This is a genomic window from Micromonospora sp. NPDC050795 (assembly GCF_044456785.1).
In the GTDB taxonomy this organism is placed as follows: Bacteria; Actinomycetota; Actinomycetes; order Mycobacteriales; family Micromonosporaceae; genus Micromonospora.
Genome location: NZ_JBITGE010000060.1, coordinates 1 through 17,850 on the forward strand (window position 1 = coordinate 1; position 17,850 = coordinate 17,850).

Consider the following 17,850-nt stretch of genomic DNA (forward strand, 5'->3'; position numbering starts at 1 on the left):
TCCCCCTCGATCTGGCTGACCCGCCCGTCCTTCACGAACACCCGCTGACCACACCCCACAGCGCAGTACGGGCAGACAGACCGAGCCACCGAATCAGCGTCACCGGTACGGGCGGTCAGCGCGCGGGACCCGTCAGACTTCGCCGCGGCGCCCCGGCCCAGCGGGTCCGTGCCGGTGAGCTGGCGATAGACCGGCCAGCCCTCGAACCAGCTGCGCACCCCCATCGCCGCACCTTCCCGACCAATCACGCCAAATATGAACACTCTGACGTTAGTTGAGGTGCCGGCCGGGCCGCAGCGGGATCACCAACAGTCATGCCTCTCCCAGCCCTTCGGTACGGGCCGGGAGAGGCATGGGGTACGGCGTTGGTCAGTGCGGCTGTAGCTGGCCGACGTGTTGATCGCTGAAGGTCCGGTAGCGGCGCAGCTCCCAGAACAACCAGCCGATGCTGATGATCGCCAACACGACGAAGACCAGCGAACCGGAGAACGTGTCCCAGAGGGTGTGCAGGACGACGACACCCAGGAACGTGCCGATGAACCCGAAGAGCCGGGCGACGCTCGGGCTCGCCAGCAACGCCCAGAGCGCGCCGGCGGTCAGCCCGGTCCAGGCGGTGTGACCGGCGGGCGCCGTCAGACCCCGGATGAAGAGCGTCTGCTCCACCACGCCGATGTTGCCCTGCGAACTCAGCAGCGCGCTGAACGCGTAGCCCATCGTCTCCAGCGCGGCGAACCCCATGCCGGCGGCGATGCCGATGATCAGCCCGTCGGAGGGCACCCGGCGACGACGCTGGGCCACCACCGTGAACAGCAGGACCACCGGGACGATCAGTTTCGCCGACTCCTCGATCAACGCGACGAACAGCATCGGCAGGGTGCCCAGGCCGCGCAGGGTGTCGTACTCCAGGGTGCCGGCGACCACAGTGCCGATCACACCGCCGAAGAACGCCGACGTCACCAACACCGAAGCCGGCACCTGCCAGCGCCCGGTCCGGGCCTGCGCGAACGTCAGGAACGTCAACGGCACCAACGTCGCGCCGAGCAGGATCAACGCCGGTACGAAGTTCGGATTCTTGGTGCTGACCAAGGTCCGCAGCACCGCCAGATAAAGGATCAGCCCGATGACGAGCACCCCGACCCACGCCCACCGGCGCCAATGATCACGCATACCGCGCAGTGTGGCCGACCCACGTTACGAAGACCAGCCCCGGTGTTGAGATCCGCACGACTCCGGACACACGGATCAGCGTTTCTGGAACATCGTCGCTGCCACGTCGGCGATCAGCTCGATCGCCCAGTCAAGCTGCGAACAGTTGGTGCGACCGCGGCACTCCAAACACTCACCGACGCGCCACGGCCGGTCGAGCGCCCGGGTCCAATGAACGTCTAGAACCCGCTTGGCAGTGAACAACTCTGTCGCCGTGGAGAACGGCTCGTCGATCGGCACAGTCGGCACCCTCCCGCGATGATGATTTGTCCCCACCTGGGAGGCAGAGTCCGTACGTCGTGCTCCCCCAGGTGGGTTGCCGTCGGGCACCCAGGAATTTGCCGAAACCAGGGAACCCACGGAGATCGACTCATGCCGACCGAGAGAGTGGACTACCGGCGCATCGCCAACGAGATCGCCGACAAGATCAAGTCCGGAGAACTCGCCCCGGGCGAGAAGCTGCCGTCCACACGCGAGCTGGCCGAACAGCACCACGTACACATCTCCACCATCAATCGGGTCATGACCATCCTCAAAGACCGGGAGCTGGTCGAGGGATTCCCGGGCAAAGGCGTCTACGTGGCCGAGGCTGGACCGTCGAAATAAAGCCGTGTGCCGAGCCTTGATGCCACCACACGACAATGCGCCTGATCGTTGTCAGCTGAGCAATTCGACACGCCGAGCGCCGGACTGCTGAGCTGCCAACGATCGCCGCGTCGAACGAAGGGCGGCGCGTCAGACCACGTGCACCAGGCGGAAGCGCTCGGTCACCACCATCGTGTCGTCGTCCACGGTGAAGTCGGGGTCGCCCAACTCCTCGCGGAGTTCCGCGCTGTGCCAGAAGGTCTCGTGCCCCGCCCGCCACTGCGCCACGGACTCGTCGCCCTCGCCCTCGTCCAGCGCGTGTCGCAGCCACCTACGACGTCGCCCTCGTACTGCTGATCGACCCCTCCGGTGCGGTGTTGCTCCAGCACCGCGACGAGGACATCGCGGTCTCACCCGGCCAGTGGAGCCTGCCGGGTGGCCACGTCGAGCCCGGCGAGTCGCCGGAGGAGGCGGCCCGCCGGGAGTTGCTGGAGGAGACAGGTCTGACAGCGGGCGAACTGCACCCGCTGTGGAGCGGCCCGCGCCCGTACGAACCCGGCTTTCCCCACACCGTGACCGTCCACGTGTTCCGAGGCACCACCACGGCTCGACAGGAGGACGTGGTCCTCGGTGAGGGGCAGGCCATGGTGTTCGTCCCCCGCGACCAGGTGCTCGATCGTGACGTGGCGGTCTCCACCGCGCTGGTCCTACGCCTGCTCTAGATCGGTCAGGTGTGGTGGATCGGGGTCGCCAGGTCGCTGAGCGGGCGTCCCGTGCCGCCCCAGGTCTGGGCGGTGATCTCGGCGGCGATCGCCACGGCCGTCTCCTCCGGTGTCCGCGCGCCCAGGTCCAGCCCGATCGGTGAGCGGAGTCGGGCCAGCGCGCTCTCCGGGACGCCGGCCTCGCGCAACCGGCGTGTCCGATCGTCGTGGGCACGTCGGCTGCCCATCGCGCCGATGTAACGGGCCGGTGTGGCGAGGGCGACCTGGAGCAGCGGCACGTCGAACTTGGGGTCGTGGGTCAGGACGCAGAGCACCGTGCGGTCGTCGACGGTCGTCGACTGCAGGTACGCGTGTGGCCAGCGGACGACGAGGTCGTCGACGTCCGGGAAACGCGCACGGGTGGCGAACACCGGGCGGGCGTCGCAGACCGTCACGTGGTAGCCGAGGAACGTGCCGATCCGGGCCATCGCGGCGGCGAAGTCGATCGCGCCGAAGATGATCATCCTGGGTGGTGGCACGTACGACTGGACGAACACGGCCACCTCGTCGCCGCGCTGCTGCCCCTGCCGGCCCAGGTGGATCGTGCCGGTGACGCCGAGCGCGAGCATCCCGGTCGCCTGCCGGGCCGCCGCGTCGTCCAGATCGGGTGCGCCGAGGCTGCCCGCGACCCGATCCGGCCAGATCACCAGCTGGGCGTTCTCGACCGATGCGGTGGCGACCGGACGTCCGTCGCGGATCGCGGCGAGGACCTCGTCGAACTCGGCCATCGCCACGCTCGGTTGCACCAGGACCTGGATGGTGCCGCCGCAGGTCAGCCCGACGTCCAACGCGTCGTCGTCGCTGACGCCGAAGGTCCGGGTGTGCGCCGTGCCGGTCTGGATCGCGGCCCGGCAGAGTTCGTAGACGGCACCTTCGACGCAGCCGCCCGAGATACTGCCCACCACGTCGCCGTTCGCCGAGACGGCCATCGCCGCGCCCGGTTGCCGGGGCGCGGACTGCCAGGTCCGCGCGACGGTCGCGACGGCGAACGCGACGCCCTCCGCACGCCAGCCGGCCAGCCCGTCGACGATGTCCCGCATGGCCGCACGATCCGCGAGCCCCGGCGGCACCGTCAACGGTGACCTAAGCAACTGCTTAGGTCACCGTTGACTTTGACCCCCGCCGGGCAGAGATTCTGCCGGACTACGGAGGTGCGACATGCAGGTGCCGGCACCGTTCGAGTACGAGCGAGCCACCAGTGTGGACCATGCGATCAGCCTGCTGGAGCGGCTGGGCGGGACAGCCCGCCTGATCGCCGGCGGGCACAGCCTGTTGCCGATGATGAAGCTCCGGCTGGCCAACTTCGACTATCTGATCGACATCAACGACCTGCACGGCGAGTTGGGCTACGTCGAGGCGGGCCCCGACGAGGTCCGCATCGGCGCGTTGACCCGGCATCGGGAGCTCCTCGAATCCCCCGTGCTGGCGTCGGCGTTCCCGATCTTCGCCGACGCCGAACGGGTGATCGCCGACCCGGTGGTGCGCAACCGGGGCACGCTGGGCGGCTCGCTGTGCCAGGCCGACCCGTCCGAGGACCTGTCGGCGGTCTGCACGACGCTGGACGCGCGGTGCGTGATCCGTGGCCCGGGCGGCGCGGAGCGGGTCGTGTCGATGGAGGAGTTCCACGTCGGGCCGTACGAGACGGCCGTCGCCGACGACGAGATCCTGGTCGAGATCCGGCTACCGGTGCGGCCCGGCTGTGGCAGCGCGTACGCCAAGGTCGAGCGCCGGGCCGGCGACTGGGCCGTGGTGTCGGCCGGCGCGGCGGTCTGGCTCGACGGCGGCGCCATCGTCGACGCCCGGGTCGGGCTCGCTGCGGTCGGCCCCAACACCACCGGCATCCCGGCGATCTCGGCGACGCTGCGCGGGCAGGAACCCTCGGAGAGCCTCTACGAGCAGGCCGGGGCGATCGCGGCGGACAGTTGCGACCCGGTGACCGACCAGCGCGGCAGCGCGGACTACAAGCGGCATCTGGCCGCCGAGCTGACCCGGCGGACCCTGCGCCGGGCCGTCGAACGGGCGAGGAGTTGAGCATGCAGGTCACCATGACCGTCAACGACGTCGAGGTCACCCGGGAGATCGAGGGCCGGCTGCTGCTGGTGCACTTCCTGCGCGACGTGCTGGGTCTGACCGGCACGCACTGGGGCTGCGACACCAGCAACTGCGGCACCTGCGTGGTCTGGCTCGACGGCGAGCCGGTGAAGTCGTGCACGGTGCTCGCCGCGATGGCCGGCGGCCACCAGGTGCGTACCGTCGAGGGCCTCGCCAAGGGCGCCGAGCTGGACCCGATCCAGCAGGGATTCATGCAGTGCCACGGTCTGCAGTGCGGTTTCTGCACCCCGGGGATGATGATGACCGCGCGGGCGCTGCTCGACCGCAACCCCGACCCGAGCGAGACGGAGATCCGGGAGGCGATCTCGGGTCAGATCTGCCGGTGCACGGGTTACGCCACCATCGTGCGCTCGGTCCGCTGGGCCGCCGTGGCCGAGGCGCAGGCCGCGGCCCAGGTCACCGAGACCACCGAATCGACCGAGGCTGGCGAGATCGACAACGCCGGCCAGCCCGCGGAGGCCGTCGCATGACCACTGTGCACGAGCGCGTGGACACGTTCCACGACAACGACCAGAAGCCCGTCGGGTACGGCCGGATGCTGCGCAAGGAGGACCCGCGCTTCCTGCGTGGGCGCGGCCGGTATGTCGACGACGTCCAACTGCCCGGCATGCTGCACCTCGCGATCCTCCGGTCGCCGGTGGCGCACGCCCGGATCGTCAGCATCGACACCAGTGCCGCCGAGGCGTCGCCCGGGGTGCGGGCGGTGGTGACCGGCGCGGCGCTGGCGCAGCAGAACCTGGCCTGGATGCCGACGCTCTCCAACGACGTGCAGGCCGTGCTCGCCACCGACAAGGTGCGGTTCCAGGGCCAGGAGGTGGCGTTCGTCGTCGCCGACGACCGCTACGCGGCGCGTGACGCTCTGGAGCTGATCGACGTCGAGTACGACGTCCTCGACCCGGTGATCGACGCGCGCCGGGCGTTGGAGTCGGACGCACCGCTGATCCGCGACGATCTGGACGGCAAGACGAACAACCACTGCTTCGACTGGGAGACCGGCGACGAGGCGGCCACCGAGGCGGTCTTCGCCCGCGCGGACGTCGTGGTGAGCCAGGATCTCGTCTACCCACGGGTGCACCCGGCGCCGATGGAGACGTGTGGGGCGGTCGCCGACTACGACGCGGTCGACGGCAAGCTGCGACTCTGGTCGACCACCCAGGCCCCGCACGCGCACCGCACCCTCTACGCCATCGTGGCGGGCCTGCCCGAGCACAAGATCCAGGTGATCTCGCCGGACATCGGCGGCGGGTTCGGCAACAAGGTGCCGATCTACCCCGGGTACGTCTGCGCGATCGTCGCCTCGATTGTCACCGGCAAGCCGGTGAAGTGGATGGAGGACCGCTCGGAGAACCTGATCAGCACCGGTTTCGCCCGCGACTACATCATGCGCGGGGAGATCGCCGCGACCCGCGACGGCCGGATCCTCGGCATCCGCACCAACGTGCTGGCCGACCACGGCGCGTTCAACGGCACCGCCGCTCCGGTGAAGTACCCGGCGGGCTTCTTCGGGGTCTTCACCGGCAGCTACGACATCGAGGCCGCGTACTGCAAGATGACAGCGGTCTACACCAACAAGGCACCCGGTGGCGTCGCGTACGCCTGCTCGTTCCGGATCACCGAGGCGGTCTACCTGGTCGAGCGGATCGTCGACTGCCTCGCCGACGAACTCGGCATGGACCCGGCCGAGCTGCGGTTGAAGAACTTCATCCAGCCGGAGCAGTTCCCGTACACGACGAAGACCGGCTGGGTGTACGACTCGGGCAACTACGAGCCGACGATGCGGCTGGCGATGGAGATGGCCGGCTACGACGAGCTGCGCCGCGAGCAGGCCGAGAAGCGGGCCCGGGGCGAGCTGATGGGCATCGGCATCGCGTTCTTCACCGAGGCCGTCGGCGCCGGGCCGCGCAAGGACATGGACATCCTCGGGCTGGGCATGGCCGACGGCTGCGAGCTGCGCGTCCACCCGACCGGGAAGGCCGTGGTACGCCTCAGCGTGCAGTCGCAGGGTCAGGGCCACGAGACGACGTTCGCGCAGATCGTCGCGGAGGAGATCGGGATCCCACCGGCGGACATCGAGGTGCTGCACGGCGACACCGACAACACCCCGTTCGGCCTCGGCACGTACGGCAGCCGTTCGACGCCCGTCTCGGGCGCGGCGGCCGCCCTGGTGGCCCGGAAGGTTCGCGACAAGGCCCGGATCATCGCCTCGGGGATGCTCGAGGTGTCGGTCGCCGACCTGGAGTGGGAGAAGGGCGCGTTCCACGTCGCCGGTGACCCGGGCAGGTCCGTCACGATCCAGGACATCGCACTGCGGGCGCACGGTGCGGGTGACCTGCCCGAGGGCATCGAGGGTGGCCTGGAGGCGCAGATCTGCTACAACCCGTCGAACCTGACCTATCCGCACGGCGCGTACATCTGCGTGGTGGACATCGACCCCGGCACCGCGCAGGTGAAGGTCCGACGGTTCATCGCGGTCGACGACTGCGGCACCCGGATCAACCCGATGATCATCGAGGGGCAGGTGCACGGCGGCTTGACCGACGGGGTCGGCATGGCGCTGATGGAGATGATCGCGTTCGACGAGGACGGCAACTGCCTCGGCGCGTCCCTGATGGACTATCTGATCCCGACGTCGCTCGAAGTGCCCGACTGGGAGACCGGGTTCACCGTGACGCCGTCGCCGCACCACCCGATCGGCGCGAAGGGCGTGGGCGAGTCCGCCACCGTGGGGTCGCCACCCGCGATCGTCAACGCGGTCATCGACGCCTTGAAGCCCTTCGGCGTCCGCCACGCCGACATGCCGCTGACGCCGTCGCGGATCTGGGACGCGATGCGCGGCCAGGCCCGGCCGCCGATCTGAGGAGCCGAGGATGACCACCATCGCCGAACGCGCCCGGGAGCTGACCGACACCCGGGAGCCGTTCGTCCACGCCACAGTGGTCCGGGCGCAGGATCCGACGTCGGCGCGGCCGGGCGACGACGCGGTGATCCGGTCCGACGGCTCGATCGAGGGCTTCATGGGCGGGGTGTGCGCGGAGAGTTCGGTGCGGGCGGCGGCCCTCGACGCCCTGCGCGACGGCACCGCCCTGCTGCTGCGGGTGCTGCCGGAAGGCGCGACCCCGTTCCCGGAGACGCCGGGGGCTCGGGTGGTGGTGAACCCGTGCCACTCCGGTGGGGCGATCGAGGTCTTCCTCCGGCCGATGCTGCCGGCGCCGGCGCTGCGCGTGGTCGGTGACACCCCGATCAGCGCCGCCGTGGCGACAGTGGCCGCTTTCCTCGACTTCGACGTCGTCACCGCCGACGACAGCACCAGCTGCACCGCTGTGGTGGTGGCCGGGTTGGGCAGGGGCGAGCCGGAGGCGATCCGGGCCGCGCTCGACGCCGGCGTCGGGTTCATCGCGTTGGTCGCCAGTGGTAGACGCGGCGTGGCCCTGCTCGACGAGCTGGGCCTCACCGACGCGGAACGCGCCCGCGTCCACACCCCGGCCGGGCTGGAGATCGGCGCGCGTACGCCGGCGGAGATCGCCCTGGCGATCATGGGTGAGGTGGTCCGGGCCATCCGGGTGGACGGGTTGGCCCCGGCCTCCGGCGCGCCGGCCGCCCGACCGCAGCAGGCCGTCGACCCGGTGTGTGGGATGACGGTGCTGTTCGGGGCGGAGACGCCGCACACGCGCGTCGACGGGCAGGACTTCTGGTTCTGCTGCGCCGGTTGCCTCGCGAGTTTCACGGCGGCGTGACAGGTGTTCCTGACCGGCGTGGTGCTCGCCGCTGGAGCGTCGGTGCGGCTCGGCGAGGCCAAGCAACTGCTCCCGTACCGGGGGCGGACGCTGCTCGACGCCACCCTCGACCTGGCCCGCGCGTGCGGCTTCGACCAGTTGCTCGTCACAGTGGGCGGCGCGGCGGGCGGCATCCGTGACCGGGTGGACCTGACCGGCTGCCAGGTCGTGCAGAACCCGGCGTTCAGCACCGGCTGCGGGTCGTCGGTGCGCACCGCCGCGCGTGCGGTGGACCCGCGCGCCGACGCCCTCGTGCTGCTCCTCGGTGACCAGCCCGGCGTCCGCGTCGCGGACGTCCGCCGGGTCGCCGCAGCGGGCACCCCGCTGGCCGTGTGCCGGTACGCGGACGGTCTGGGCCATCCCTTCCGCTTCGGCCGTGAGGTCCTGCCCGAGCTGTACGACCTGCACGGCGACAAGGCCGTCTGGAAGCTCCTGCACTCCGGGCGTCACCCGGTGACCGAGGTGACAGTCGACGGGCCGGTGCCGATCGACGTGGACACCCGGGCCGACTACGAGCGCCTGCTGGCGGGCGAGGCATGAAGGACGCCCAGGCCGTCCGGCACCGCCTCGACGCCGTCGACTACCTGGTCGACGACGGCATGGCGATGGCCCTGTTCCTGGCCGTGCGACTCGGTCGGCCGCTGCTGCTGGAGGGCGAACCGGGGGTCGGCAAGACCACCGCCGCGAAGGCGTTGGCCCGCGCGCTGGAGACACCGCTGATCCGGTTGCAGTGCTACGAGGGGCTCACCGCGGGCGAGGCGCTCTACGAGTGGAACTACCAGCGGCAACTGTTGGCGATCCGGCTCGCCGAGGCGCACCACACCCAGCTCACCGACGCGGACCTGTTCAGCGCCGAGTATCTTCAGGAACGGCCGATCCTGCGGGCCGTACGCCACCGGGGGCCGGTCCCGCCGGTGCTGCTGATCGACGAGATCGACCGGGCCGACGACGAGTTCGAGGCGCTGCTGTTCGAGTTCCTCGGCGAGGCCGGCATCACGATTCCCGAACTCGGCACCTTCACCGCCCGGACGCCACCGGTCGTGGTGCTCACCTCCAACCGCAGCCGGGAGTTGCACGACGCGCTGCGCCGCCGATGCCTCTACCACTGGATCGAGTACCCCGAACCGGCCCGCGCCGTGGAGATCGTCCGCCGGGCCGTACCGGGCGCGGCCGGGCCGCTGATCCAGACGGCCGTGCAGTTCGTCGGTGGCGTACGCCACCGGGAGTTGGAGAAGGCGCCCGGCATGGCGGAGACCATCGACTGGGTGGGCGCGCTGTCCGTGCTGGGTGTCACCGACCTGGCCGCTGACGGTGTCGCGCAGACCATCGGCACCATCGCCAAGACCCCCGACGACCGCGCCGTGGTCGCCGCCGCGCTCGGCGCCTACCAGGAGAGTTCACCATGAAGATCACCAACGAGTTCGCGGTCACCGTTCCGATCGACCGGGCCTGGGCGGTGCTCACCGACCTGGAAGGGCTCGCGCCGTGCCTGCCGGGCGCCCAGCTGACCGACGTCGACGGCGACGTCTACCAGGGCCGGGTGCGGGTCAAGGTCGGACCGGTCGTTTCGGAGTTCGCGGGCACCGCCCGCTTCGTCGAGAAGGACGACGCCGCCTACCGCGGGGTGATCGACGCGAGGGGCCGTGACGCCCGCTCGACCGGCACCGCATCCGCGCTGGTCACCGCCCATCTGCGGCCGGACGGCGACCGGACGCTGGTCAGTGTGGACACCGACCTGAAGATCTCCGGGAAACTGGCCCAGTTCGGCAGCGGCATGATCAAGGAGGTGTCGGGCAAGCTGCTGGCCCAGTTCGTCGCGAACCTGGAGGCCAAGCTCGCCGCTGAACCGCAGGCCCCGCATCCGCACGCCCAACCCGTGGCGGCCGCGTCAGACGCGCCGCCCGCGCCCACCCCGGCGGCGTCCGCGTCAGGCCCGGCGGCGTCCGCGTCAGGCCCGGCGGCGTCCGCGTCAGGCCCGGCGGCGTCCACCGCGCCGATCGAGCCGACTCCGGCCGCGTCCGCCACGGCGGTCGCCACCACGCCCAGCACCGCCGCCGTGGCACCCTCACCCGTCGAGCCGTCACCGGTCGACTCGTCGCCGGTCTCGTCACGGCCAGGTCCGCCGCAGCCGGGTGCGTCGTCGCCGGACGCGCCGTCGGGCGTCGCGCCGTCGGGCGTCGCGCCGTCGGATGTCGGGCCGTCGGGCGATGCCGTCCGTGTCGCGCCGACCGCCGAGCCGGAGGCGCTCGACCTGCTCAGCATCGCCGGCGGGTCGGTCACCAAGCGCCTCGTACCGGTGGTCGTCGGTCTGGTCGCGGTCGGCGCGGTGATCGCCTGGCTGGTCGCGCGCCGGTGAGCCAGGGTGTGTTGCGTGGCGTCGACCGGGCGGCGTTCGCGGTGGCTCTCGCCAGCCGGTTGCGCCGGGCCGGGGTTCCGGCCGGGCTGACCGCCGTCGACGACTTCGTCCGTGCGCTCGCCGCCAGCCCGCCCGACTCGATGTCGTCGCTGTACTGGAGCGCCCGGATCAGCCTGGTGCGACGGCACACCGACGTGCCCGCGTTCGACCGGGTCTTCGCGGCGGTCTTCGCGGACCCACCACCGTTGCCCCGACCGCGGCGGTCCGCGCCCCCGGCCGACAGTTCCGACGACGTGTACGTCCGGGTGCCGGCCGACACCGACGACGCGGGGCCGGGCGGCGGCCTGCCCTGGGCGACACTGCCGCCGGTGGTCGCCGAGACCCCCGAACACGACACCCCGCTGCGAATGCCCGAGCGGCGCCCGAGCGCCCACACCGGGCTCGCCGACCGTCCGTTCGACGAACTCGACGCCGCTCAGGTCACGCAACTCGGCGACGCCCTGCGCGCGGCCGTCGCCGGCTGGCCGACCCGACGCACCCGGCGGCACACCGTGGGCCCGGCCGGCGCCCGGATCGCGTTGCGGGCCACCATCGCCCGGTCCCGGCGTACCGGCTGGGAGCCGATAGAGGTCGTCCGCGCGCGCCCGGTACGGCGGCCACGCCGGGTCGTGCTGCTCTGTGACGTCAGCGAGTCGATGCGGGCGCAGGCCACCGCGTACCTGCATCTGATGCGGGCGTTCGCGGTGGTCGCCGACGCGGAGGTGTTCGCGTTCGCCACGACGCTGACCCGGCTCACAGTGGTGCTCCGGCACACCTCGGCGGCAGAGGCGGTCGCACAGGCCAGCGCCGCCGTGACCGACCGGTACGGGGGCACCCGGATCGCCACGAACCTGCGCGCCCTGCTCACCTCCCACCACGCGGAGGCCGTACGCGGGGCAGTGGTGGTGATCGGGTCGGACGGGTGGGACAGCGATCCGCCCGCCGACCTGGCAGCGGTGATGGCCCGGCTGAGCCGCCGCGCGTACCGGATTCTCTGGTTGAATCCCCGCGCCGGCGCGCCCGGCTTCGCCCCTCGCGTCGGCGGGATGGCCGCCGCACTCCCCTACTGCGACCGCATGCTGCCGGCCGGCACCTTCCAGGACCTGCTGGCCGTCGCCCGTCAGCTCCAGAGCGTCACGTGCACCGACGGCCGGAAATGGCCGACGCTGACGCCCGCGCCGCGCATCATCGCCTGAATCGCCCTCGGCGTCGACGAGAAGCGCGACAGCTCCTCGGCGGCCGACATCGAACCGGGGGTGGCGAGCACCTGGGCATGCCACACCGCCTCCATCGTCGCGTGCGGTCCCAGCACCTGCCCGAGCTGGCCCTGACGGATGTCCGGCGCGACGGTGAACGCGAGGGCCGGCGCCACCCCCCTGCCCCGCTTGGCCTCCCCCAGCGCGGCCGCGTGGCTCTGGAACAACTGCTGCCGCTCGTCCGGCACGGCGAGCCGGCGCAGCAGCGCCGGGACCGCGCCCCACTCGGTGGCGGCCGACGGCCCGAGCAGCCAGGTCTGTTCCCGCAGCTGCCCCGGTGACGCCGCCATGCCGGCCAGTGGATGCTCCGGGCCGACGGCGATCACGAGCCGGTAGTTCATCACCGGCCGGCAGTCGATCGCGCTGTCGACGACCGACGGTTGCGGCCCGATCGCGATGTCCGCGGCGCGGGTCAACAGCAGCGACCCGAACGCCCCCGGGTTGCGCACGCTCAACTCGACGTCGAGGTCGGCGGCGCGCTTCGCGAAGAGTTCGATCAGGCCGGGGGCGGCGAACTCCGCGAACAGGCTCGACGCCGCGACCCGCAGCATCCGTCGGCCGCGCGTCGCGGCGCTGACCTCCAGGATGGTGCGGTCCTGCAGGCCCAGCAGTTCCGCCGCCCGACTGGCCAGCCGCAGCCCACCCGGTGTGAACGCGAGGCCCGCCGCCGTACGGGCGAAGAGCTTGTCGCCGAACTCCTTGCGCAGTTGGGCGATGTGCAGCGACACCGCCGACTCGGAGACCTGAAGCTCCGCGGCGGCCTGTTTGACCGAGCCCAGCCGGACCACGGCGACGTACGCGCGGAGCTGTGTCGGGGTCATCGGCCCTCTCCCCCGCGATCGCGTGGCGCGGCTCGACGTCGAGACGAACGTCGATCATCCCGCGCTGGTCCGCGCCACCGCCAGCACCCGATCAGTCGGTGGTGACCGCCTGGTTTCCGGACACGCAGTACACGTCGCCGGAGTTCGCGGCGTGCGGCAGGTCGTGCAGGTGCGTCGCAAGGTCGGTCGCGGACGTCCACCGTTGGAAGGTCATCGACTTGTCGTCGCCCACCGCGACGTCGAAGCCGTCGAAACCCAGCGCGGTCAAGCGATCGAGACACCGGTCGGCGACCGCACGCGCGATGGTGGTGAACTCGAACGACAGCGCGGGCAGCGGGCGGCTCAAGCCGGCCAGCACCTCGTCCTCGAAGCCCTCAACGTCGATCTTGGTGAAGGTCGGCACGCCGTACGTCTCGATCAGCGCGTCGACGGTGACCACCGCCACCTCGATCTCGGTGTCCCACACCTGGCCCTCCCACCCGCCCGCACCCTCCGCCGCCAGGACGAAATCCGGTGAGGCGGTGGACACCGTGGGGTTGGCGGAGTTGACGTGCAACCGGGTACGCCCGAGGAGCGCGCCACACGCCGCGTCGACCACTGTCACCTGGTCGTCGTCGGCGTAGATCGCCCGCAGGGCGCGCAGACACAACGGCTGCGGTTCCACCGCGACGACCCGGGCACCGAGGCGACGGAAGCTGGCGATGTGATCGCCCACGTGGGAGCCGATGTCGAAGACGAGGTCCCCGCCGCTGACGAAGCGGGAGTAGAAGGCGTCCATCCTCGCGTCCCGCTCGGGGTCGCCGTAGTAGACGTCCAGCGACCGGTGCAGCAGGGACAGGGCCGGGTCGGTCCGGAGCGCGGCGATCCTGGTGTCGGTGCTAGCCGTCATCTGTCTGGGTCCAGTCCGTGAGAGAGGTGACCGGGTTACGGTCCGAAGGCGGTCAGGAACCGGTCCCGGAAGGCGTCCATCCGCCAGACCGGTGCCTGCGGCCCGGGCTTCAGCCCGTCCTGCCAGCCCCACCCGGAGATCCGGTCCAGCACGGCCCGGTCCCGAGTGATGATCGAGATCGGCACGTCGTGGCTGGCGTTCTCGCCGGTGACGACCGCGGCGGGCTGGTGGTCACCGAGGACGATGAACACGAGGTCGTCGTCTCCGTAGGTCCGCACGTAGGAGATGAGCGCGCCGAGGGTGTACTCGATGGACTTTCGGTAGTCCGCCCGGATCTGGGCGGTGTTGCGGCGCTTGTCGTCCGACCTGCCCGCACCGGCCCCACGGTAGACCGCGCCGTCGCCGACGTCGGCCCAGTCGAGCAGCGGCGGGACGGGCGTCCAGGGCGCGTGACTCGACACCAGCGCCAGCTCGGTCATCACGTTGCCGTCGCGCTTCGCCTGCTCCAGGCGCTGCCAGCTGGCCAGGGTGTACTGGTCGGGCGGGGTGCCGAAGCTGAACTTCGGGCCTCGGTACGCGAGCGTTCTGGCGTCGTAGAACCGGTCGTAGCCGAAGAAGGAGCCCTCCGGCCACGGCTTGGTGACGGCGGGCATCACGCCCACGGTCTGCCAGTTCGCTCGTTGGAAGGCGCGGTTGAGGGTCATCCGGTCACTGGCCAGCAGGGTGCGGTGGCGCTGGTCGTTGTCGATCCAGAGTCCGGAGAGCAGCGTGTCGTGCGCGAGCCAACTGCCGCCACCGAAGGTCGGCGAGGTGAGGAAGCCGCTCTGCGCGGCGAAACCCGCCGCGCTCAGCTGACTGGTGCCGCGGTCGAGGACCGCGCCTACCTGCGGCGCGAACTCCGGGTCCTCGACGGCGTCCCGGCCGTAGCTCTCCACGAAGGCGACGACCACGTTCTTGCCGCGCAGCGCGGTCAGTAGCTGGTCGCCCGGGGTGTCGCCGAACGTGTCGGCCTCGATCAGGGCGCCGAACGTCTCTCGGTCGTCGAGGCGCAGGCGCACCTGGAAGCCGTGACCGTTGGCCAGGGTGGTCGCGGACGTGTCGGCGACCGGTACGCCCTCGACCACCCGCACGTTGAACGCGGCGCAGGCCACCCAGACGACCACCAGCGCGGCAACGACCCGGGTGGTCCCGGCGCGGTGCCCGACCACCACCCCCCGCAGTCGCCGCATCGACAGCGTGACAAGTGTCGGCAGAACCACGACCACCACCGCCAGGGTGGCCGCGGCGCCGATGGCGGCGGGCCGGCCGTACGACTCGCTGAGGAAGGCGAACCCCTCGTCGAGGAGCGCCCAGTCGAGCACCGGGTCGAACGCCCGGCTCAGCGACGCGGTGAATCCCAGGTCCAGCAGCTTCAACAGGCCGAGCAGGCCGAGGGCCACGCCGGCGAGCGTCGCGACCATCCGGCTGCCACGAGACGGCAGGGCGAGCAGGAGGGCCACGACCAGTAGCGCCTCCAGGGGGATCCGCGCGAACGCCGCCGGGCTGAGCCGGCCGTAGTCGTACGGCACGGTGAGGACGAGCAGCACGAGCAGCGCGGCCAGCACGGTCGTCAGCCTGGCGGCGATGGAACGTTTCGGCCGCTCCTCGACGTCGGTGCCGTCGGCGGTGCCGTCCGAGACCTCGACCTCCATCGCCCTCCGTCCCTGGCTCGGCAGCTGACGTACGCGCGTCAAGAGCGACAACCCGGGCATCCTTCCATGATCTTTGTTGGTCGCGGCATCCGGGAGGCTCAGACGCGGGCGGTCCCGCGTCGGGCGACGGTGACCGTGGGTCGGTCCGACCAGGGCAGCCCGTCCGGCCGGCCCGAGCCCAGCGCCGTCGCGGCGCTCGGGGCACTGTGGCTCGCCGAGTTGCCCGCGTGGACCGTCGCGGCCGGGGTGGCGTGGGTGACGGCGCGGCGGCGGTGCCGGGTCGTCCAGAGCCAGGTCACGTCCCGCCCGAACGACTCGACCAGCAGCGCCACCGACACCACCAGCACCATTGTCGTCAGCGGCGCGGGCAGCACGTCGGCCATCGCCACCGTCAACACGACGCCCTGGATCGCGGCGACGACCTTGCTCCAGTAACGCGGCGGTGCGGATCCCCGCATCCACTCCAACACCCAGGTCGCGGCGCAATAGAGGTAGCGCATCGAGCCGATCACGAGCACCCAGCCACCCACCGCGGGGGCCACATGCAGGCAGAGCACCAGAACCAGGATCGAGTCGATCTCCATGTCGAAGCGCGCGCCGAGCTCGCTGGTGGTCCCGGTACGGCGGGCCGTGTACCCGTCGACGGCGTCGAGGGCCAACGCCACGCTGGTGAGGACGACCATCAGGGTGACCGGCGCCGACCGGCCGAACGAGTCGGCGGCCAGGGCCGTCACGCCGCCGACGAGGATCGCCCGGCTCAGTGTCACCCGGTCGGCCGGGCTGAGCGCACCCGCGCCCGAGCGGGACATCCCCCGGCTCAGCAGGGCGCACAGGACCACCCCGTACGCCAGCCCCGCCAACCAGCCCGCCGCGCCCAGACCGACCGTCTCCGCCAGCAGGGCCAGCAGGCCGATCTGCACGAGCAGTCCGATGACCGGACCAGTTCGAACCGTTGACATCGTGCCTCCGCGACTCTGGTGGGTGACCCTGACCGTCATCACGGAAAATATGACCGATCGGTTCACTCTGAACGCGACCCCGCAGGGGTGCCACACAGAGACCTGCCCCTCGGCCGGCCGGTTAATCGTCCACCGTCGAAGCGGGTCGACCGCCGGGCCGTCGGTCAGGGCGCCGGCAGGGTCAGCACCTCGGCACCGTCCTCGGTGATCGCGATGGTGTGCTCGCTGTGCGCCGTCCGGCAGCCCGTCGCGCTGCGGAGGGTCCAGCCGTCGGCATCGGTGACCAGCGTGGCGGTGTCCGCCATCACCCAGGGCTCCAGCGCCAGCAGCAGCCCCGGCCGTAGCCGGTAGCCGCGACCGGGGCGCCCGGTGTTGGAGACGTGCGGGTCCTGGTGCATCGTCGATCCGACGCCGTGCCCGCCGAACTCCGTGTTGACCGAGTATCCCGCCGCCCTGAGAACCGAGCCGATCGCGTGGGAGATGTCGCCGATGGGAACGCCGGGGCCGGCGGCGGCGATCCCCGCCCGCAACGCGCGCTCGGTCGCGTCGATCAGCGCGACGCTCTCCGGGGGCCGCACCTCGCCCACGATGAAGCTGATGGCCGAGTCCGCGACGACTCCACCGTGGGAGACGGCGAGGTCGAGCGAGAGCAGGTCCCCGTCGGCGAGTGGGTAGTCGTACGGCAATCCGTGCAGTACGGCGTCATTCACCGACGTGCAGATGTAGTGGCCGAACGGCCCACGCCCGAAGGACGGCTCATAGTCGACGTAGCAGGACTGCGCCCCGGCCTCGGTGATCATGGCCTGCGCCCACCGGTCGACGTCCAGGAGGTTGGTGCCGACCACGCAGCGGCTCTTCAGCGTCTGCAGGATGCTGGCGACCAGCGCGCCGGTGTCCTTCGCTCGCAGCACGTCGGTGGGGCTCAGGATCTCGATCATGCAGCGCCTTCCTCTGGTGACCAATAAGTATCCCGGCCATATTATCCCGGTACTAGAATCGGGGCATGGTCAGGTTGCCGCTCACTCCCGAAGAGCTCGAACGCGGACAGCGCCTCGGCGCGCTCCTGCGTCGGGCCCGTGGAGAGCGTTCGATGCTTCTCACCGCGCTGGACGCGGGCGTCTCGCCAGAGACCCTTCGAAAGATCGAGTCCGGCCGGATAGCCACCCCCGCCTTCCCGACCATCGCGGCGATCGCCGACGTCCTCGGGCTCTCCCTCGACGCCGTCTGGTCGGAGATCAACACGTCGGCCGGCAGCGCCGAACTCCCCCGGCCGACGCGCACCGCGCGCGAGCGGTTGGCCTCCTAGGTGTTCTGTCCAGAGAGGTTGGGGACGCGGCTGGCGGGTGGGCCGCCGATTGCGGTGTGGTGGCGGTGGTGATTGTAGGCGTGGAGCCAGGCGGGT

General features: G+C 71.2%; 19 protein-coding genes and 2 pseudogenes. 11 read left to right on the forward strand and 10 right to left on the reverse strand.

The features are described 5' to 3' along the window. From ACIBEF_RS31095 to ACIBEF_RS31105, 3 genes are all read right to left on the reverse strand, one after another. The coding region (locus ACIBEF_RS31095) for a hypothetical protein (protein ID WP_396796947.1) at positions 1–224 on the reverse strand (224 nt) is incomplete at its 3' end. Between the two features lie 145 nt (positions 225–369). After that, a complete protein-coding gene (locus ACIBEF_RS31100; protein ID WP_396796948.1) occupies positions 370–1,167 on the reverse strand; it encodes a PrsW family intramembrane metalloprotease in 798 nt (265 codons plus the stop codon). Positions 1,168–1,242: 75 nt separating this feature from the next. Beyond that, on the reverse strand, positions 1,243–1,446 hold the full coding sequence (locus tag ACIBEF_RS31105) for a hypothetical protein (RefSeq protein WP_396796950.1): 204 nt from the start codon (positions 1,444–1,446) through the stop codon (positions 1,243–1,245). Between the two features lie 132 nt (positions 1,447–1,578). Here ACIBEF_RS31105 and ACIBEF_RS31110 point away from each other — a divergent pair, with 132 nt between their 5' ends. Continuing rightward, positions 1,579–1,812 carry a GntR family transcriptional regulator gene (locus tag ACIBEF_RS31110; RefSeq protein ID WP_396796951.1) on the forward strand — a complete coding sequence of 78 codons (234 nt, stop codon included), beginning with the start codon at positions 1,579–1,581 and terminating at the stop codon, positions 1,810–1,812. Positions 1,813–1,941: 129 nt separating this feature from the next. Here the strand turns inward: ACIBEF_RS31110 and ACIBEF_RS31115 are convergent. Beyond that, a pseudogene (locus tag ACIBEF_RS31115) lies at positions 1,942–2,118 on the reverse strand (RNA-binding protein); the annotation flags it as partial. 23 nt (positions 2,119–2,141) lie between these two features. Between ACIBEF_RS31115 and ACIBEF_RS31120 the strand changes: the two are divergent. After that, complete coding sequence (locus tag ACIBEF_RS31120) at positions 2,142–2,513, forward strand: NUDIX hydrolase (protein WP_396796971.1); 372 nt, start codon at positions 2,142–2,144, stop codon at positions 2,511–2,513. Positions 2,514–2,518: 5 nt separating this feature from the next. Here ACIBEF_RS31120 and ACIBEF_RS31125 read toward each other — a convergent pair whose 3' ends face one another. Continuing rightward, positions 2,519–3,592: an XdhC family protein gene (locus tag ACIBEF_RS31125; protein WP_396796953.1), complete on the reverse strand. Its 1,074-nt coding sequence runs from the start codon at positions 3,590–3,592 to the stop codon at positions 2,519–2,521. A 118-nt stretch (positions 3,593–3,710) separates the two neighbouring features. On the opposite strand from ACIBEF_RS31125, the gene ACIBEF_RS31130 reads away from it, so the two are divergent. From ACIBEF_RS31130 to ACIBEF_RS31165, 8 genes are read left to right on the forward strand one after another with little or no spacing between them, the layout of a single operon-like run. Then, entirely contained in the window at positions 3,711–4,583 is an 873-nt protein-coding gene (locus tag ACIBEF_RS31130; RefSeq protein ID WP_396796955.1) for an FAD binding domain-containing protein, read from the forward strand. Between the two features lie 2 nt (positions 4,584–4,585). Beyond that, positions 4,586–5,134 carry a (2Fe-2S)-binding protein gene (locus ACIBEF_RS31135; RefSeq protein ID WP_357195947.1) on the forward strand — a complete coding sequence of 183 codons (549 nt, stop codon included), beginning with the start codon at positions 4,586–4,588 and terminating at the stop codon, positions 5,132–5,134. Further along, positions 5,131–7,521, forward strand: coding sequence for an aerobic carbon-monoxide dehydrogenase large subunit (locus ACIBEF_RS31140; protein ID WP_396796957.1), 2,391 nt, complete (start codon positions 5,131–5,133; stop codon positions 7,519–7,521). The genes ACIBEF_RS31135 and ACIBEF_RS31140 overlap by 4 nt, the downstream gene beginning before the upstream one ends. A 10-nt stretch (positions 7,522–7,531) precedes the next feature. Next, entirely contained in the window at positions 7,532–8,398 is an 867-nt protein-coding gene (locus ACIBEF_RS31145) for an XdhC family protein (RefSeq protein ID WP_396796959.1), read from the forward strand. Positions 8,399–8,401: 3 nt separating this feature from the next. Next, positions 8,402–8,977, forward strand: coding sequence for an NTP transferase domain-containing protein (locus tag ACIBEF_RS31150; protein ID WP_396796961.1), 576 nt, complete (start codon positions 8,402–8,404; stop codon positions 8,975–8,977). Next, positions 8,974–9,843, forward strand: coding sequence for an AAA family ATPase (locus tag ACIBEF_RS31155; protein ID WP_396796963.1), 870 nt, complete (start codon positions 8,974–8,976; stop codon positions 9,841–9,843). Before ACIBEF_RS31150 ends, ACIBEF_RS31155 begins: the two co-directional genes overlap by 4 nt. Then, on the forward strand, positions 9,840–10,793 hold the full coding sequence (locus ACIBEF_RS31160; RefSeq protein WP_396796965.1) for an SRPBCC family protein: 954 nt from the start codon (positions 9,840–9,842) through the stop codon (positions 10,791–10,793). Before ACIBEF_RS31155 ends, ACIBEF_RS31160 begins: the two co-directional genes overlap by 4 nt. Next, complete coding sequence (locus ACIBEF_RS31165; RefSeq protein WP_396796966.1) at positions 10,790–12,028, forward strand: VWA domain-containing protein; 1,239 nt, start codon at positions 10,790–10,792, stop codon at positions 12,026–12,028. The genes ACIBEF_RS31160 and ACIBEF_RS31165 overlap by 4 nt, the downstream gene beginning before the upstream one ends. Here ACIBEF_RS31165 and ACIBEF_RS31170 read toward each other — a convergent pair. The 5 genes and pseudogenes from ACIBEF_RS31170 to map form a co-directional block, all read right to left on the reverse strand. Next, positions 11,953–12,909: a LysR family transcriptional regulator gene (locus ACIBEF_RS31170; protein WP_396796967.1), complete on the reverse strand. Its 957-nt coding sequence runs from the start codon at positions 12,907–12,909 to the stop codon at positions 11,953–11,955. The genes ACIBEF_RS31165 and ACIBEF_RS31170 overlap by 76 nt on opposite strands. Before the next feature lie 91 nt (positions 12,910–13,000). Next, the gene (locus ACIBEF_RS31175; RefSeq protein WP_396796968.1) at positions 13,001–13,798 is read right to left on the reverse strand and encodes an FkbM family methyltransferase; all 798 of its coding nucleotides are present in this window, start codon (positions 13,796–13,798) and stop codon (positions 13,001–13,003) included. Between the two features lie 35 nt (positions 13,799–13,833). Further along, positions 13,834–15,489, reverse strand: coding sequence for a sulfatase-like hydrolase/transferase (locus tag ACIBEF_RS31180; protein ID WP_396796969.1), 1,656 nt, complete (start codon positions 15,487–15,489; stop codon positions 13,834–13,836). A 254-nt stretch (positions 15,490–15,743) separates the two neighbouring features. Then, positions 15,744–16,448, reverse strand: a pseudogene (locus ACIBEF_RS31185) (CDP-alcohol phosphatidyltransferase family protein); the annotation flags it as partial. A gap of 164 nt (positions 16,449–16,612) precedes the next feature. Continuing rightward, entirely contained in the window at positions 16,613–17,386 is a 774-nt protein-coding gene (gene map, locus ACIBEF_RS31190) for a type I methionyl aminopeptidase (protein ID WP_396796970.1), read from the reverse strand. A gap of 65 nt (positions 17,387–17,451) precedes the next feature. Here map and ACIBEF_RS31195 point away from each other — a divergent pair, with 65 nt between their 5' ends. Then, positions 17,452–17,754 (forward strand): helix-turn-helix transcriptional regulator, encoded by a 303-nt coding sequence (locus tag ACIBEF_RS31195; protein WP_357195977.1) that lies wholly within the window; start codon positions 17,452–17,454, stop codon positions 17,752–17,754. Positions 17,755–17,850: the final 96 nt, after the last annotated feature.

Coding starts and splice junctions, on each gene's coding strand:
- ACIBEF_RS31100 (WP_396796948.1), bottom strand. CDS start 1,167: ATGCGTGATCATTGGCGCCGGTGGGCGTGGGTCGGGGTGCTCGTCATC.
- ACIBEF_RS31110 (WP_396796951.1), top strand. CDS start 1,579: ATGCCGACCGAGAGAGTGGACTACCGGCGCATCGCCAACGAGATCGCC.
- ACIBEF_RS31125 (WP_396796953.1), bottom strand. CDS start 3,592: ATGCGGGACATCGTCGACGGGCTGGCCGGCTGGCGTGCGGAGGGCGTC.
- ACIBEF_RS31130 (WP_396796955.1), top strand. CDS start 3,711: ATGCAGGTGCCGGCACCGTTCGAGTACGAGCGAGCCACCAGTGTGGAC.
- ACIBEF_RS31135 (WP_357195947.1), top strand. CDS start 4,586: ATGCAGGTCACCATGACCGTCAACGACGTCGAGGTCACCCGGGAGATC.
- ACIBEF_RS31140 (WP_396796957.1), top strand. CDS start 5,131: ATGACCACTGTGCACGAGCGCGTGGACACGTTCCACGACAACGACCAG.
- ACIBEF_RS31145 (WP_396796959.1), top strand. CDS start 7,532: ATGACCACCATCGCCGAACGCGCCCGGGAGCTGACCGACACCCGGGAG.
- ACIBEF_RS31155 (WP_396796963.1), top strand. CDS start 8,974: ATGAAGGACGCCCAGGCCGTCCGGCACCGCCTCGACGCCGTCGACTAC.
- ACIBEF_RS31160 (WP_396796965.1), top strand. CDS start 9,840: ATGAAGATCACCAACGAGTTCGCGGTCACCGTTCCGATCGACCGGGCC.
- ACIBEF_RS31170 (WP_396796967.1), bottom strand. CDS start 12,909: ATGACCCCGACACAGCTCCGCGCGTACGTCGCCGTGGTCCGGCTGGGC.
- ACIBEF_RS31175 (WP_396796968.1), bottom strand. CDS start 13,798: ATGACGGCTAGCACCGACACCAGGATCGCCGCGCTCCGGACCGACCCG.
- ACIBEF_RS31180 (WP_396796969.1), bottom strand. CDS start 15,489: ATGGAGGTCGAGGTCTCGGACGGCACCGCCGACGGCACCGACGTCGAG.
- map (WP_396796970.1), bottom strand. CDS start 17,386: ATGATCGAGATCCTGAGCCCCACCGACGTGCTGCGAGCGAAGGACACC.
- ACIBEF_RS31195 (WP_357195977.1), top strand. CDS start 17,452: ATGGTCAGGTTGCCGCTCACTCCCGAAGAGCTCGAACGCGGACAGCGC.